Source organism: Bacillus shivajii (genome assembly GCF_020519665.1).
Taxonomy (GTDB): Bacteria; Bacillota; Bacilli; order Bacillales; family Salisediminibacteriaceae; genus Bacillus_CA; species Bacillus_CA shivajii.
The window spans coordinates 966,841-983,957 of sequence record NZ_CP084703.1 but is presented as its reverse complement, the minus strand read 5'-3'; the positions used below and the strand labels follow the sequence as shown (position 1 = coordinate 983,957).

The following is a 17,117-nucleotide window of genomic DNA, read 5'->3' as shown; positions in this document are numbered from 1 at the left end:
TCATTAGTGGTGTTAAAACTTTGTAATTAAAAGATTATACACAAATACGAATAATTAACACACACTAAATTTGTAAACGATTTCATCATTGGACAAAAAAATATTCCGATTTTTCACTCAATCGTTAGATGTCAGACATTTGATGTCTGTGCTTACAAATCATAATAGATTTTCTAATATTCGTAAACACTTTTTTTAAAATTTAATTAATATTTACTAGATCATAATACTAAGTGCACTAAAAAGCTTTATAAAAATAGCTTTTTTTCTAGATTAGAGTGATTGATTAATAGTAATGCCTATAAATTATAACATACTTTTCTCATAGTTCATTTGGTAATATTTACAGAGGTCCTTAATAATAGACCTTAAGTAAAAGCTTGCCTTTCTTAATAATACATTAGTGTTCTTTCCTACTTTTTTAACTTCCTAGCCATATACTATGTTTTTTCGGAAAACTAAAAACACATTTGATTGAAAAGGTCAAATGTGTTTAAGAAAAACCGATTATATTATTTCATAAAAATATCCCTCCACTATACAAGGGACATTTTTCCTATTTATTAAACAGGATATATCATCCATAACCAATCACGATTATTTAGTAAACGCATCATTCACGTATAATTCAATTAGGTTACCAGAAGGATCTTTCGTCTTTATTGAACCGTTTTCCTCAATTAGAGGAGCCCCAATTTTCTTGAGATTGTTCATAATTATTTCTCGTTTTTCATAGTTTGGATAATCTAATGTGAACTGTTTCATACCAACATTTTTTTCTGCAGGTGCTGATGCTCCAACTCCTGCCCATGTGTTTAATCCTATATGATGATGATATCCTCCAGTAGACATAAACAACGCCTGCTTGCCAAACCGGCACACAACATCAAATCCTAATTCTCGGTAAAAGGCTTCTGTATCTGGAAGTTCAGCTACATGTAAATGAATATGGCCGATCAAAGTTTCAGAAGGCAGTCCTTCCCACGTATCACCTTCCTCAATTTCATTAAGAAGCTTCGATAAATTCAACGGATCAACGGTCATCTTCACTTCGTTATCCTTCCACTCCCACGTCTCAGGTGAGCGGTCGACATATATTTCAATGCCATTTCCGTCCGGATCTGATAAGTAGATTGCTTCACTGACTAGATGGTCCGAAGAACCAATTGGATAATTTTTTTCTGATAAATGTTTTACGACAAGAGCTAAATCAGAACGTTTAGGGAGAAGAAGAGCAAAGTGGTACAATCCAGTACTCCGCTGTTGTTTTGGTACAACATCGTCTGGCTGTTCAATATATAATAAAACATTTTTTCCATCTGCCGTTAACTTTGCTTTTCTCTCTTCTTGCGACAACACTTGAAAACCGATCATTTCCTTGTAAAATGTGATTGACCTTTCTAAATCTTGGACTTTTAAGTGAACTTGACTGACGAAAATATGTGGCTGCTTGTGAAAATTCATTGGCTCCCCCTTTTAAATGGACTTAGTGACATCGTTTGAAACCATTTGTTTTTATAGTTACAAATTGTAACCCATTTACTTTATGTAAGTAATTTTAGTTTTAATCCATATCGTACGTCAAATAATCTGTTTATATCTTCATTCTTACTAAAAAAACTGACTATAATAACAAATAAGTCAGCTTTATCGGTTCCATCCTAATTCGTAGGTTGTCGTTTTATTATTCTTTACGAATACATATTTGGTTTTTTCCTTTATCCTTAGCTTCATATAAAGCTACATCTACTTTTTCCAACATCTCATCTACTTTCATACTCTCTGAAAAAAATCCGCCACCAATCGATACATAGACATTGATGGTTGTTGAATCGACTGGAACTTTTAACCTTTGAACATGTTGAAGAATTCGCTTAGCGGTAACGGTTAGGTCATTCTTATTTGCATCTAATAACAGAAGGGCAAATTCATCCCCACCCCAACGAGCACAAATGTCATCTTCTTTTGTCACCTCTAACAAAAGAAAGGACAATTCTTTTAACACATTATCACCTGCTGCATGTCCAAAGGCATCATTGATATCTTTAAAGTTATCAATATCCATATAAATAATCGCTACAGGATTATCATCTACATGCAACTGCCTTGCACATTCTTGTAATTTTTCTTCAAAAAATCTTCGGTTATAAAGAGATGTTAACGGGTCAGTATCGGCATATTTTTTTAACTGCCTTTCAAATAACTTTTGCTTCGTTATATTCACATGACAAATAACCGCGCCTTCGATCCCCTCATCATTCCTTTTTAATTTTGTAGCTTTCATCAGAAACCACTTTTTAACATTCCCTATATGACAGTCATACTCGTGAGTAAAGACATCAATTTTATCGTTCATAAGTGAGATAAGACCTTTATGTACTTCTGTATTATCGCGACTAGCATGTATGTAGTTCGCGCCTAATCCACATGAACATAGATCACCGCGATTTTTTATAACTGATTGATTCCATTGTTCATTGACAAAAATAATCTCCCCATTTTTATCTATTAAGCAGATTTGATCTCGTATAGAGTTTAAAATCGTTTCATTGATATCTCCCATTAAGTTTTCCTCCTCAATCCTTAACTTTCCTAAACCTAGAAATTCGTATACACTCTCTTACCGCTGCTGTACCATTAATTTTCCCATTCCTAACCAATTTACATTTTTTATCTTTAAGCATTACACAATTCCTCTTCCCCCTGAAATTTACTTTTTCAAAAGATAAAAGTATGAAAAATCGGAAATATCAGCCTTATAGTTATTCCTATAAAGAAGTGATTAAGTTATAATGAAAGCGTTGCAACATTTTGTTATAGAAAAATAATGATTTATGTGAACAATGAAAGGGAGGATACGGATTATGACAGACAGACGCGCGATTACAGTTGCTAGAGGAGATGGAATTGGCCCTGAAATTATGGATGCCACTCTAAAAGTGTTAGAACATGCTGGTGCAAAAATTGAGCCAGAATTTATTGATATAGGTGAAAAGATGTACCTTTCTGGGCATAGTTCTGGGATTACAGATGAAGCTTGGGAATCCCTTCGACGCACCAAAGTATTCTTTAAAGCACCGATTACGACCCCACAAGGTGGCGGTTATAAAAGCTTAAACGTAACGATTCGTAAAACGTTAGGGTTATATGCAAACGTAAGACCGAGTGTTTCATATACACCACTTATTAAATCGAAACACCCTGATATGGATCTTGTCATCATTCGTGAAAATGAAGAAGATTTATACGCTGGTATTGAACACCAACAAACACCAGAAGTTGTTCAATGTTTAAAGTTAATTACACGTCCAGGAACTGAAAAAATCGTTCGTTATGCGTTTGAGTATGCTCGCAAAAATAATCGTAAAAAAGTAACGTGCTTCTCAAAAGATAACATTATGAAGTTAACAGATGGCCTTTTCCATCAAGTATTTAATGAAATCGCTGAAGAGTACCCTGAAATCGAAACTGAGCATTGGATTATTGATATTGGAATTGCAAAGATTGCTGATACACCACAAGACTTTGATGTCATTGTGATGCCAAACCTATACGGAGATATTGCCTCTGACGTCGCTTCACAAATAACTGGAAGTGTTGGGTTAGCTGGCTCGGCAAACATCGGCGATCAATGTGCAATGTTCGAAGCAATCCACGGTAGTGCACCAGATATTGCTGGAAAAGGAATTGCAAATCCTTCGGGACTTATCCAAGGCGCAATTCAAATGTTAGTACACATTGATCAACCAGAAGTTGCAGAACGCATACACAATGCGTGGTTAAAAACACTAGAAGATGGAGTATATACTGGTGACATTGCTAAAGGAGCACCATCTGTCGGAACGATGGAATTTGCTGAAGCTGTCATTGAACGTCTTGGGCAAAAGCCAGAAACATTTACACCAGTTGAATATAAAAAGAATGAACAAAATGATGAAAACGATCACAAGCTGTCTCCACAAGTGAAAGACCGCCCAAAAGCTGACGTTGTTCGCCAATTAGACGGAGTAGATGTATTCTTATTTAATAATGAGCTAACGTCAAATGAAATTGGTCAAAAGCTAGAAGAATTAGCAGGGCCAGATTTCAAGCTAGCTGTCATTACAAACCGTGGTGTAAAAGTTTATCCAAGCGGGTTCCCAGAAACGTTCACAACTGACCATTGGCGTTGCCGCTTTGAAGGTACAGGTGAAGTGACAAACATTGATATCTTAAACTTATTAAGCCGAATCGAAAAAGCAGGTCTTGACTTCATTAAAACTGAAAACTTATATAAATTTAATGACAAGCTAGGATACTCTCTAGCACAAGGTCAATAATAGTATAAAACCTAGCTTATGGGTCTCCATCAGCTAGGTTCTTTTAAAATTTAAAAGTTACTCTGAATAATTTATTGTTTTGAAGCACATGTTGCTTCTTCCTCTACTAGCTTTTGCTACGTAGCTGGATGCGTCGGCGCAGCTCTCAGTGGTTCGACGAAGCAGTGTTTGTTGCTTCTTCCTCTACTAGCTTTTGCTACGTAGCTGGATGCGTCGGCGCAGCTCTCAGTGGTTCGACGAAGCATTGTTTGTTGCTTCGCTTTCCACGGGCAATACCTCAGCTAAACATGACTGTCGTCATGTTGGATCAACGGGCTTTGCTTTTCCCGTTGGAACCAGGGTGACTTCGTCGAATAAGCTGCGAGTTGTCTCGACGGGCAGGACGTCCTAATGCCGGGCATGCCACAGGACGTGGCGTTTTGTCAGGTGGACGGATACACTTAAAGAATATGCTTGTAGAGGAAGAGACAGTCCTCGCAACATACTTCCAAACTTACTATAATAATAAAGTTAACCTATTTTCATTTGTCATGATGCGAAAATAAATCGTATGGAGATCTACCCTACAAATAAGTTTGGTAATGATCATTCGCTTTTGTCCACTGCTTTTAAAAGACACAGGTGCGATAAAAAAGAATAGGTAATATAATTTAACTGATCCAATATAAAAGATATTTTAGAGGTTTAGGAGTGAAAACAGTGATACATAAACTATTATCTATTGATCCCAAGCATGTACATGGTTCTTTTAGTAACGATTACGAACCAGTTCTTACCATCAATTCTGGAGATTCGGTTCAATTAAAAACACCTGATATTCAATGGGGCTACTCCCCTTCTAAAGGTGAAGAAAGAACAATTTTTTCATCAAGGGAAAAAGAAGAAAAGCCAGGACATCCTATCATTGGTCCTATCGCGATTCGTGAAGCAAAGCCTGGTCAAGTTTTAGAAGTTCGCTTAAACGATATTGTTCCCGGGTGGTATGGACGTAACTGGGGTGGTGGTATTAAAAATTGGCAAAATGAAAAACTTGAAATTACGGAATCAGCAAAAGTTCAATTAGATTGGGAACTTAATTCTCAGACAATGACAGGCTCATGTGAAATCGGTAGCAAGACATTTCATGTTGGGCTTCAACCTTTTATGGGATTACTAGCAACAGCACCTGAGGAACCAGGCGTACATAGCACACCGCCACCTCGTTATTGTGGTGGGAATATTGACTGTAAAGAACTTGTCAAAGGTAGTACTCTCTATTTACCAATTTCCGTTGAAGGAGCATTATTCTCGATCGGTGATGGTCATGCTGTGCAAGGTGACGGTGAAGTATCTGGTACGGCAATTGAATGTCCAATGGATTTTGTTGACATTACTTTAACTGTTCGTGAAGATATAGAACTTACGATGCCAATTGCAAACACTCCTTCAGGATGGGTTACATTCGGCTTCGATGAGGATTTAAACGAAGCGACTGCAACAGCATTAAATGAAATGGTTAAGTTAATCCAATCGTTTTATCATGTCGAAAAAAATGAAGCAACAGCACTGGCTAGCGTTGCTGTTGATCTAAGAATTACACAAGTTGTTAATGGGGTAAAAGGCGTGCATGCTGTATTACCTCATGGGGCGATTCGATAACCATTTAACATTTATAACGTGAAAAGGACCATCCCGTCGGATAGTCCTTTTCTAGTACATTAATAGAAGAATGGGAAAAACAATCTTCTTAGGCCAAAAAATGGAAAGCGGTGGCGTCTAAAGCGACGGAACCTTCTTGGAAAACCATAACCATATGGAGTATAACCAGGCCCGTAGAACTGACGCTCACTTTCCCCTTCACGTTCCATATCCCCTGTAGGAACGAGCATGTTTACTCCTTCTTGATCGACACTATCAATAATTCCGTCAAACACTTGCCCATCCGTTGTTTCAAATTGCACGAGATGGAGCTGGAACCTCACACATACATCATGCATTTGTTGCTGGTGAGCAGCAGGGTCCATTGCTCCATGTTGCTGCATGTGATGCCCATTTTGGTGTTGCATCATATATCCCCTCCCTATTCACCCACATCTTATTCATGACATAGGTATCTGTGCATAATCCATGCTAAAAAATGGTATTTTTTTCACAACGCAAAGTGGAATTAAGTAAAGGCTAAAAAAAAGACCCTACTATAAGTCTCACAATAGGGTCTTTACATATAGATAGAAAATTAATGGTCTTCTAGGTATTCCTCTAACGTCAAATTATTCTCCATGATCTCTTTAGCAACTTCTTTACCAACATACCGAAGGTGCCAAGGTTCATACTGATAGCCAGTAATGTGTTCTTTTCCTTTCGGATAACGAATAATAAACCCATAGTTTGCAGCATTTTCAGCGATCCATTGTCCCTCCGCAGTGTCTGCAAAATCTGTAGTAAGTCGAAAATTAACCTCATGTGTCGTAACATCCATCGCTAACCCTGTTTGGTGTTCACTTTCTCCTGCTCGTGCACTATACTGATTTGCTTGTTCTTCTCCACGTTCATTTGCATTCCAAGTGAAGATTTCTCTTTGCCGATTATATGAACGATATCCTGATTGAGCAAACAAGTGTAGCCCCTCTTTTTCAGTTGCCTCAAATAATAATTCCAATGCTTCAGCTGCTTCCGCTCGCATCAACTTTTGAGGAAGGTCTTCATCAAATGGAAACGGTACATCTGGTTCCATAAGATCAAATGGCGTGTAACCAGCTGGCAAATGATTTTCTTTATTAACAAGGACTAGGATATCATCAGGGTCTTTAACTAATTCTCCTCTTGGAGGAAACTGATTGCCCGGATCTTGATTAGGCAATTCTAGTTTTAAAAAGTTTTCTGTTTCCATTTTTTCACCTGAAGCTAGACGCTCTTCCAACATAGAGCGAGTATTTGGACCGTATAATCCATCATTCCCCAATTCATCATGGGCTTGTTGAAAATGATAAATGGCTTTCGCTGTTTCTGTTTGATAAACGCCATCATCTGGAACATCGTAACCTATTTGCCGTAGGGCACCTTGTAAATCACTTACACCTTCCCCTTGGGATCCAATTGTAAACGAACCGTCTGGCAAAGAAGGGTGCTCATCCTGAATTTTGTCTGTCTGCTCTTTTTCACTTTGTTCTTCTGATTCACTTCGCTCTTCTATATCCCGCGTATCCTCTATTTCATTTTGATCCTGTGTTTCCTCTTCTTTAGAAGAGTCATAACCACTATCTTCTTCTTGTCCGTTATTTTGCTTCTCTTCCTCAATATTGGAGTCTGTCAGTATAGAAACAGAAGAAAAATTAGTACTATAACCGATAATGGCAACTACAAGGAATAAAAATAATGTTGCCATGATTAAATAAAGTCGTCGCATATCTATATCCTCCATTGTTGTCTGAATTTTTACGAATGACAAGTTTCCTAGCAAAATTAATCCAGATTATTAGATTCCCAATATTTAATGACAAAAATAGCTTATGTATTAAAAAACGTATCCTTCAATTAGACGAAAGAAATCGTCATATGTTTCAACATTTCGTTGATTTATAGAGAATAAATTTCAGAACTCAAAATATGATGTCAAATTCCGAATAATGAGCGTGACCTCCACTTCAGACGGACGCTTGCTCGTCGCAGGTAAAGAGTGCTCCTGCGGTTACTCGTCGCAGATAAACAGTGCTCCTGCGGTTACTCGTCGCAGCTCGAAGCAGTTCGAAGAAGTATTGCTCGTCGCTGATCCTCTGGGAGTCGCCGCCTTTCGTTACGATCACTTCTAAACAAAACTTGGCTTTTCGCCTATTTTTAATGGCGAAAGCCTTAGTTGCCGTTATACTATCGACCATAAATTTATAAATTCTGATAGTAAAAATAAAACGTACACTTAATGATAAATTTATAGTGTCATCGTTTCATTGCACAAAAAACGGAATGATGATTCAGATTGTAAAAATTATCAGTTGGGTTTGCTTCTATAACTAAATGATTGCATTCCTACACTCAAGCAATATTAATCTAAACATGACTACCCGTCAATGTAATAAGATGGTTTAGGATGGGGATATTCTACTAAGGATAAAAAAACGCATGGCATTTCTCTTTGAAAGCCATGCGTGTTGTTTTATGAATGTATTAGAATCTTAAATAGTAAGCAAAAATTTATATTGTTTTCTTTGATCGATAACTTACCTTTATAAAGCCTTCGCTTATCAATTCGTATCGTATCTTTTTACGTTCGTATAAATTTTATTGCTTTTAGGGTCATTAACCTCCGCGATCAGAGAACTTTTATAGCTCTATACCATAGATACCTACTTCCTGATAGTCCAAAATAAATCGATTACCATTCCACTTTAATCTATTTTGAACAGTGCCTACAATATCAGCATGGAATCTTCCCGCAATTTGCTGATAGGCTATCAGCAAATTTACTGGGTCTCTCGAACTATAACCTATTGGATATAAGCCACTAATTGGATCTACCCAGCCACTGATTGGACTCTTTAATTTCCCACTTTCATCATAAATTTCATTTAAATAATCAGGACCACGTAATGATAAATCAATGATGTATTTTTTGTTATTTTTTTTGCTCATAACCTCAACCTTGTAATCATCCATATAATTAACCTCATATTGATACTCCTGGTTAAACACATTAGAATCAAACAATAAACGCGGTACATTATTCACAAAAGAATAAATATAGTTATAGGTTGTTCCGCCACTACCACCTGTCGGTATGCTAATGAAAATATCATTTATCCCATCACCTGTGAAATCACCTAAAAACAACGCAGGATCATATCCCATATTTTCCTTAAGCGGAATGCTATAAAAACGACCTGTCATTCCATCCTGTATAACTATGGTAATGTTTCGAATAATTGAAACATCCGACGTTTTAAACCCTGTCACGTAAACATTATCAGGTACTAGGTCACCATTTATATCGCCTTGTACAAATGCAACAACCCCTAGATATCCCATATTTGTATGAAAATTGTACATATAAGGCCTCCTCTGAATTTGCCTTTATGTACTATGGTATGCGCCTAACTATCCACACGTTAATCTCTTATTAATTTCTCTTTAGAAAAAAGACGGTACCATTTTTTCAAAGAAGCCAATCAAAAGATAAATTACAAAGTAAGGCAATCTAAATTTACTTTAGCCTAAAGAAGAGGATGATTCATAGTTCTTTCCACTGTGAGTCATCCTCTTTTTTTACGTATTTATACTTCCATAATAATAGGGAGAATCATTGGCTTACGCTTTGTTTTTTCATATAAAAATGGACCAAGAAGTCCTGAAATTTCATTTTTAATTTCAGACCACTGTGTTATTTTCCCTTCCATTAACTCATCTAGGTGAATAGAAAGCTTCTCTTGGGCTTCTTTAATTAAATCTCCAGATTCACGCATATAGACGAATCCGCGAGAGATAATATCAGGTCCTGCCATTACCTTATATTCCTTCATATTAAGAGTAACGACAACGACGACAAGTCCTTCCTCTGATAGAATCCGCCGATCTCTTATAACTATGTTGCCTATATCACCAATACCGCTCCCATCAACATTTAAAGTGCCTGATGGGATGCGGCCCGCAATCACAGCTTCTTTTTTATCCATAGCTAACACTTGACCATTATCCATCAGGAAGCAGTTTTCCTCTAAAACGCCACAATCTTTCGCTAATTTAGCATGTTGTTTTAACATTCGATATTCCCCGTGAATCGGTAAGAAATACTTTGGATTAATCAGACGGAGCATAAGTTTTTGTTCTTCTTGTCCACCATGACCTGAGGTATGAATGTCATTTAGTCGTCCGTGGATAACATCTGCTCCAACACGGTACAGCTGATCAATAATTTTATTTACGCTTATCGTATTCCCCGGGATTGGTGTAGCCGAAAACACAACTGTATCTCCTGGAATAATTTGGATTTGACGATGACTTCCATGGGCTATTCGGGATAGAGCCGCCATTGGTTCCCCTTGACTTCCAGTACATAAAATAACGACTTTGTCACTTGAAATCTTGTTCATTTGTGCTGCATCTATAAATGTATCTTTCGGTGCTTTTATGTAACCAAGCTCTAGGGCCATATTTATAGAGTTGTCCATACTTCGGCCAAAAACAGCGACTTTTCTGCCGTATTTAACCGCTGCTTCTACAGCTTGCTGGAGGCGGTAAATATTTGATGCAAACGTTGCAAAAATAATCCTACCTTCGACAGAACGGAAAATCTGGTCAATGCTTTCCCCTACTTTTCGTTCAGACATTGTGATTCCGGGCATTTCACTATTTGTACTATCTGAAAGTAAGCAAAGTACCCCTTCCTCTCCAATTCGAGCCATTTTCGATAAGTTTGCGGGCTCTCCAACAGGCGTAAAGTCAAATTTAAAGTCACCAGTATGGACGATGTTTCCAGGTGGTGTTTTTACAACAATACCGTAGGAGTCCGGGATACTGTGTGTCGTTCTAAAAAATGAAACGGATGTTTTGTTAAATTTCACGACCATATCTTCGTTAATTTCTTCCAACACTGCTTCTCGTAGTAAACCGTGTTCCTCTAGCTGATTACGGATCAATCCTAATGCTAATTTTCCACCGTAAATAGGAATATTCACTGCACGTAGTAAATACGGAATTCCACCAATATGATCCAAGTGTCCATGAGTGACAAAAAGTCCTTTAATCTTATCAACATTTTGTTCTAAATACGTATAATCGGGGATTACTATATCTACACCCAATAACTCATCTTCGGGAAATTTCAATCCGGAATCAATAATAATAATCTCATCCTGGAATTGTACAGCGTACATATTTTTTCCGATTTCCCCCATTCCCCCAAGGGCATATACGGATACTTGATGATTTTTTGTATTCATAAATTATACTCTCCAATTTCATTTTCTCACTATACTGCCGGTAGTAACCTTTATTATCGCTATATTAAAGGCGGTTCCATTCCAAAAAATATTTTAAAGATAAATCAGCGACTATATTGTTTATTTACGACGTACAAGCTGCGAAACTACTTCTACCTGCCCTGTCTGAGGAAACATATCAACAGGCTGCAAAGATGTTAATTTGTAGCCACCGTTCGTTAAGTCGTTGACGTTTTTCGCAAGGGTTGATGGGTTGCATGAAACATAGACGATGCGTTTCGGTTTTGTGCGAAGCAATGTTTCGATTAAGGATCGATCAAGGCCCGTACGAGGTGGGTCAACAACAACGACGTCTGGTTTCCAACCGACTTTTTCCCACTTTGGTAACCATGTTTCCGCTTTACCTGTAACATAAACCGCATCATCGTATCCATGGTTTTTCGCATTTTTCTTTGCATCTTTGATGGAATCCTCAATGACGTCCATTCCGCGTAACTCTGCCGCCCCATCAGAAAGCCATAAGCCAATTGTTCCGACGCCACAATACGCATCAACAACTTTTTCTTTGCCCGTTAACTCTGCTGCTTCTTTTGCTGCGTCATACAGTTTTTTCGTTTGAATCGGATTCAATTGAAAAAATGCTCTTGGTGATAAATCGAACGATAAATCACCGAGCTTTTCTTCAATTTTCTCTTTTCCGTATAAAACTTCAGTCTTGTCTCCAAAAATCAGTGACGTTTTCTTATCATTTACGTTTTGAACAATCGATGTCACACCAGGAAGTTCTTCCTTTATACGTTCAATAAGTAAATCTCGTTTTGGAATTGATTCTTGTGCGGTTACTAATACAACTTGAAATTCCCCTGTCTCAAATCCAATGCGAGTAACAATTGTACGAATGACACCTTCTTGATTTCGTTCATTGTATACAGGGATGCGAAGATCTTCGACTAGTTTTTTAACCACTTGTGTTACTTCGTCTGTTTTTGGATGTTGGACGATACAACCGGGTACATCAATCAGCTTGTGACTGTTTGCGCTATAAAGTCCTGCAATCACTTTTCCGTCCCGCTCGCCTACTTGCATTTGACTTTTGTTACGGTAGCGCCAAGGCTCGTCCATTCCAATCGTATCTTTAAAGGAAACCTTATCTAAATCAATTTTCGTGTATCGCTCAAATGCTTGACTAACAACATCTTTTTTCTCGCGAAGCTGGGCTTCATAAGACATATGTTGCAACTGGCAACCACCACACTCGTAATAAACAGGACAAGGTGCCTCTACACGGTCTGGAGAGGGCGTTCGAACCTTAACGATTTTCCCTGTTGCAAACTTTTCATGCACTTTCGTCACTTCACAGACGATCACTTCTCCTGGAATCGCACCGGGGACGAAAACGACATTTCGTTTATAAAATCCGACACCTTCTCCATCGATCCCCATTCGTTTAATCGTTAAAGGAAATTGCTGTCCTTTATGCATTTTTACTTTGCTAATTTTTGTCGGCTTTTTCATCTGCCGCTTGTCGTTTTTCACATTGTTCACCTCAAGCTTAGTCTGCTGCTTCAATACTTTCCCATAAGTAAAGTGAAGCATATGTACGGTACGGCTTCCATTTCACTGATTTATGAGCCATCTCTTCTAATGTCGGCTTTTTCTCTAAGTTATAAAACTTTTTCCACGCATTTTGAATACCAATATCTTGTGCCGGAAATAAATCAAGTCTACCAAGACCGAACATTAAAAAGTTTTCTGCCGTCCACTTTCCGATTCCCCGAATTTTAACAAGTTTGCGGATTACTTCTTCGTCTGGCTGTTTCTTTAATTCTTCTAAATTCAAATCTCCGTCTGCAATAAGCTTAGACGTATCTATGACATATTCTGCTTTACGACCACTAAATTGTAAGTCTCGTAATTGTTCGACAGTCAATTGACTCACTTTCTCTGGTGATGGGTAAAACCACACACCTTCTTTTTCTTCTCCAAACGTCTTCACAAAACGCTCCGTCAAGCGAAAAGCAAATGTCATATTTAACTGCTGGTGTATAATTGTTTTCATCAAGCAACCGTATAATTGAAAGTCACAAACAAACGGTGTGCCGCGAAACTGCTTAAATAATGGAGCGATTTCTGTATTTTGATAAAATTTATAGATTTTTTCAAGCGGTATATCCCAATGAAACAGTTCATTTAGTCGTTGAATGACTTCTTGTTCATCAACCATTTCTTTCACTTCAATTCGAAAACTTGGCTTTTCAAATGTCCCTACGCTTGTGACTGTTACAACAATTGGTTTACCTTTCAAATAAATTGGGACCTTTATTTGCTGTGTTTCACGGTCAATAACGTGTAACGGGTCTAATGCAAGCCGAATTAATGCTTGGTTAAAATTGTAAGGTCCAGACACTTGAATGAGTCGATCCATACATACACCGCCTTTCTTCGTATCTCATCATAACATAAATAAGGACTTTCCTTAACTTGGTAGCCCTCTTCTGTATGATCCTTTGTTAAAATAGACGATGTGAATATGATGTGCCGGTTCAATAAAGAAATTATGAACAGACACTTTTAAAGGGAGAGATATGTTTTGTCATTTGCTACAGACGTTGCATCGATACACATTATGGCTGATGTGTATAAAAAGAAGAGTTTAACAGATATCTTACAAAAGACTGTGACTACTTTACATGAAAAGGTCCCTTATATTGATTGGGCTGGAATTTATTTTTATGAGGATGAGTCAAGCGTAAAATTGATGGCTGCATCCAATGAAGAAGATGATTTTCGTTGGGAAGCAAATGGAGAGTTAAAGTTCCCAATAAAAGCTGCTGAAGATAAGCAGCTAGGCGTATTAATTGTTCGTACAAAAGAAGCAATTGCTTTTGACGTGACTGACCTTTCTACGCTTGAAACATTAGCACAGGCTATCGGAGAAACAAGCTTAGCGAACTAAAATTTATGAAAATGGAGTGTCACTCAGTCATGTTGAGTGACACTCCATTTTTTTGTCATTCTTTCCACTCTTGTTTTTCGATATAAGAGTCCAGTTCTTTTTTCATTACGAGGTCATCTAAGCTCTTGAATTCATAACCTTGTTCTCTTAGATCATCGATCACTTTCGGTAAGGCATCCGCATTATCACTTGAAACAGAATGAAGTAATAAAACAGCGCCTGGATGTACACGTTTCATAATGGAGTCATAAGCGTATTTCCAGCCCTTTTGTTTGTTGACTTCCCAATCCATATACGCAAATGACCAAAATACATTGATATAGCCTAATTCTGCTGTTTTCGCGAGCGTTCGTTCACTAAACGTGCCTTGTGGAGGTCTTAAATATCTCATATCGTCTTTACCTGTAATTTCTTCGTACAATGACTGTAAACTCATTATCTCTCGCTCTATACGTTCGTCAGATACCTTAGGGAGACTAGGATGATGATAAGAGTGATTTCCGATTGTATGCCCTTCATCAACCATACGTTCAATTAAATCCCGTTCTTTATCAAGGTAATGTCCGGTTACGAAAAAAGCCGCCGGAACTTCCTTCTCCTTTAGTACGTCTAACACTTTAATGGTATATCCATTTTCATAACCATTATCAAACGTTAAATACAGTTCTTTTTCGGACGTATCTCCTATGTAAAATCCTCCGTACTTATCCAGTAGTTCTTCATACTCTGGTTCGGTTGTAGCTGGTTCATTATTTTTTGCCGGTTTGAAGTTCCAATTATATGATTTATTACTTAATGCGAAGGTTTCAGATGGTATCGTTGTAAAACATATTATAGCTATCATGAAACATAAGGCAAGTTTCCTCAAGTTACACGCACCCCTTCTCTTTTCTCGGTTAATATAAGATAGTTTTTTACAAATCGAGAAATTCATTCATGTTCTATGATGAAAAGATATTTATAAGAATGAAAGTATTTGACCGGTCAGTTTTTGGGTTTGTCCGCGACTTTTTGGCTTTGTCCGTAACTTTTTGGCTTTGTCCGTAACTTTTTGGCTTTGTCCGTAACTTTTTGACTTTGTCCGTAACTTTTTGGCTTTGTCCGTAACTTTTTGGCTTTGTCCGTAACTTTTTGACTTTGTCCGTAACTTTTTGGCTTTGTCCGTAACTTTTTGGCTTTGTCCGTAACTTTTTGGCTTTGTCCGCGACTTTTTCGATTTATCCGTGAAAAATCACATTTATCCGTTAGTTAAAATGATTTCAATTTAGTCGTGGATCAGATTCAATGCTGGGCTCTTATACAAAAAAAGTACGCAAAGCTTTATGCTAAGCGTACCTTCAACATTTTTTTAAGCAAATACTTTTTCTTTATGTTGTGCTAGTCGTTCAAATGACGATTTATCTACGTCTTCATGTAAGCTGTTTCCGTGTGAATCCATTGTGACAATCGCAGCAAAGCCTTCTACTTTTAAGTGCCACATTGCTTCTGGAATACCAAACTCCATTAAGTCAACACCGTCTACTTTTTTGATACAATCAGCGTAATATTGAGCAGCACCACCGATCGCATTTAAGTAAACACCGCCATGTTCTTCGAGTGCCTTCAATGTTTTTGGTCCCATTCCACCTTTACCGATGACAGCTCTAATACCGAACTTTTTCATGATATCACCTTGATAAGGTTCTTCACGAATACTTGTCGTTGGTCCAGCAGCTTTCACGTGCCACTCGCCTTCTTTATCCTTAAGCATAACAGGACCACAGTGGTAAATGACTTGTCCGTCTAAATCAATTGGTGCGTCATTATCCATTAAGTGGTGGTGGATCGCGTCACGCCCAGTATGAAGGTCACCATTGATAATGACGACGTCGCCAACTTTCAGTTCACGAATTTGTTCTTCTGTAATTGGGGCTTCAAGAACAACTTCACGTTTTTCTTCTTTTTTCTCTTGCTTCTCTTTATCATCATTTGCAAAAGAGATTTTCTCGCCGTCTTTATATAACCAGCTATCGATTGTACCTGTTTCTGCATTAAGCTTCACACCTAAGCGACGGAACGCCCAGCAGTTATAAGCGACAGATACAAAGAAGCTTGCTGGAAGACGGTTCATTGAGCCAACTTTACATCCTAAAAGTGTCGCTTCTCCACCGAATCCCATCGTACCTATACCAAGTGTATTCGCTTTTTCTAAAATGTAATCTTCAAGCTGAGCGAGTTTTTCGTTATCATTTACATCATTTACGTCACGAAGTAACTGTTTTTTCGCTAGCTCGTAGCTTGAAATACGGTCTCCACCAATTCCTACGCCGATAAATCCTGCACTACAGCCTTGACCTTGTGCTTGGTATACGGAGTGAAGGATACATTTGCGAATTCCGTCAAGGTCACGTCCAGCACGACCTAGACCTTCAACCTCCATTGGCAAACTGTACTGAATATTTTTATTTTCACAGCCACCACCTTTAATAATTAAGCGTGCATCTATGTAATCTTTTTCCCATTGTTCAAAATGGATGATCGGTGTTCCAGGACCGATGTTGTCACCGCTATTTTCACCGGTGAGAGAATCTACGGAGTTCGGACGGAGCTTTCCATCTGTTGTCGCTTGCTTGATTGCGTTATGGATCGCTTCTTTCATTTTAATTTGATTTGCCCCAACTGGTACTTTAATTTCAAATGTGAGCATCCCTGTATCTTGGCAAATTGGTAATACATGTTCATCAGCCATATCGATGTTTTGTGTAATTGTTGATAATGATAATGCTGCTGTCGTTCCTTCGTTTTCACGCTCTTTCGCTACTTTAATCGCTCGTCGGACATCGTGAGGTAAGTTTGTTGATGTTTCGACAACTAGTTCATACATGCTTTGTTGAAAGTTTTCCACGACACATCTAACTCCTTTTTCTATCATTTGATACCTATTATACTATGAAA

The 17,117-nt window shown here is 37.9% G+C and carries 13 protein-coding genes; 3 read left to right on the top strand and 10 right to left on the bottom strand.

Annotated features, from left to right (window positions below; genetic code table 11):
- Positions 1 to 597: 597 nt before the first annotated feature.
- Both LGQ02_RS04680 and LGQ02_RS04675 read right to left on the bottom strand, forming a co-directional pair.
- Entirely contained in the window at positions 598 to 1,464 is an 867-nt protein-coding gene (locus tag LGQ02_RS04680) for a VOC family protein (RefSeq protein ID WP_226517068.1), read from the bottom strand.
- 220 nt (positions 1,465 to 1,684) lie between these two features.
- Positions 1,685 to 2,563, bottom strand: coding sequence for a sensor domain-containing diguanylate cyclase (locus LGQ02_RS04675; RefSeq protein WP_226517067.1), 879 nt, complete (start codon positions 2,561 to 2,563; stop codon positions 1,685 to 1,687).
- 301 nt (positions 2,564 to 2,864) lie between these two features.
- Here LGQ02_RS04675 and LGQ02_RS04670 point away from each other — a divergent pair, with 301 nt between their 5' ends.
- Both LGQ02_RS04670 and LGQ02_RS04665 read left to right on the top strand, forming a co-directional pair.
- Positions 2,865 to 4,319 (top strand): NADP-dependent isocitrate dehydrogenase, encoded by a 1,455-nt coding sequence (locus LGQ02_RS04670; RefSeq protein ID WP_226517066.1) that lies wholly within the window; start codon positions 2,865 to 2,867, stop codon positions 4,317 to 4,319.
- Between the two features lie 699 nt (positions 4,320 to 5,018).
- Positions 5,019 to 5,957, top strand: a complete 939-nt coding sequence (locus LGQ02_RS04665) for an acetamidase/formamidase family protein (protein ID WP_226517065.1) — start codon at positions 5,019 to 5,021, stop codon at positions 5,955 to 5,957.
- Between the two features lie 59 nt (positions 5,958 to 6,016).
- Here LGQ02_RS04665 and LGQ02_RS04660 read toward each other — a convergent pair whose 3' ends face one another.
- The 6 genes from LGQ02_RS04660 to LGQ02_RS04635 form a co-directional block, all read right to left on the bottom strand.
- Complete coding sequence (locus LGQ02_RS04660; protein WP_226517064.1) at positions 6,017 to 6,367, bottom strand: hypothetical protein; 351 nt, start codon at positions 6,365 to 6,367, stop codon at positions 6,017 to 6,019.
- Positions 6,368 to 6,534: 167 nt separating this feature from the next.
- Positions 6,535 to 7,704, bottom strand: coding sequence for a D-alanyl-D-alanine carboxypeptidase family protein (locus LGQ02_RS04655; protein WP_226517063.1), 1,170 nt, complete (start codon positions 7,702 to 7,704; stop codon positions 6,535 to 6,537).
- Positions 7,705 to 8,615: 911 nt separating this feature from the next.
- Positions 8,616 to 9,338 (bottom strand): VCBS repeat-containing protein, encoded by a 723-nt coding sequence (locus tag LGQ02_RS04650; protein ID WP_226517062.1) that lies wholly within the window; start codon positions 9,336 to 9,338, stop codon positions 8,616 to 8,618.
- A gap of 224 nt (positions 9,339 to 9,562) precedes the next feature.
- Entirely contained in the window at positions 9,563 to 11,227 is a 1,665-nt protein-coding gene (rnjA, locus tag LGQ02_RS04645) for a ribonuclease J1 (protein WP_226517061.1), read from the bottom strand.
- Positions 11,228 to 11,347: 120 nt separating this feature from the next.
- Positions 11,348 to 12,742 (bottom strand): 23S rRNA (uracil(1939)-C(5))-methyltransferase RlmD, encoded by a 1,395-nt coding sequence (gene rlmD, locus LGQ02_RS04640; RefSeq protein ID WP_226518221.1) that lies wholly within the window; start codon positions 12,740 to 12,742, stop codon positions 11,348 to 11,350.
- Between the two features lie 37 nt (positions 12,743 to 12,779).
- Entirely contained in the window at positions 12,780 to 13,652 is an 873-nt protein-coding gene (locus tag LGQ02_RS04635) for a DNA-3-methyladenine glycosylase family protein (protein WP_226517060.1), read from the bottom strand.
- A 165-nt stretch (positions 13,653 to 13,817) separates the two neighbouring features.
- On the opposite strand from LGQ02_RS04635, the gene LGQ02_RS04630 reads away from it, so the two are divergent.
- On the top strand, positions 13,818 to 14,183 hold the full coding sequence (locus LGQ02_RS04630) for a GAF domain-containing protein (RefSeq protein WP_226517059.1): 366 nt from the start codon (positions 13,818 to 13,820) through the stop codon (positions 14,181 to 14,183).
- Positions 14,184 to 14,238: 55 nt separating this feature from the next.
- On the opposite strand, the gene pdaA is transcribed toward LGQ02_RS04630, so the two are convergent.
- Positions 14,239 to 15,051 carry a delta-lactam-biosynthetic de-N-acetylase gene (gene pdaA / locus LGQ02_RS04625; protein ID WP_404802381.1) on the bottom strand — a complete coding sequence of 271 codons (813 nt, stop codon included), beginning with the start codon at positions 15,049 to 15,051 and terminating at the stop codon, positions 14,239 to 14,241.
- A gap of 480 nt (positions 15,052 to 15,531) precedes the next feature.
- Entirely contained in the window at positions 15,532 to 17,067 is a 1,536-nt protein-coding gene (locus LGQ02_RS04620; protein ID WP_226517058.1) for a fumarate hydratase, read from the bottom strand.
- Positions 17,068 to 17,117: the final 50 nt, after the last annotated feature.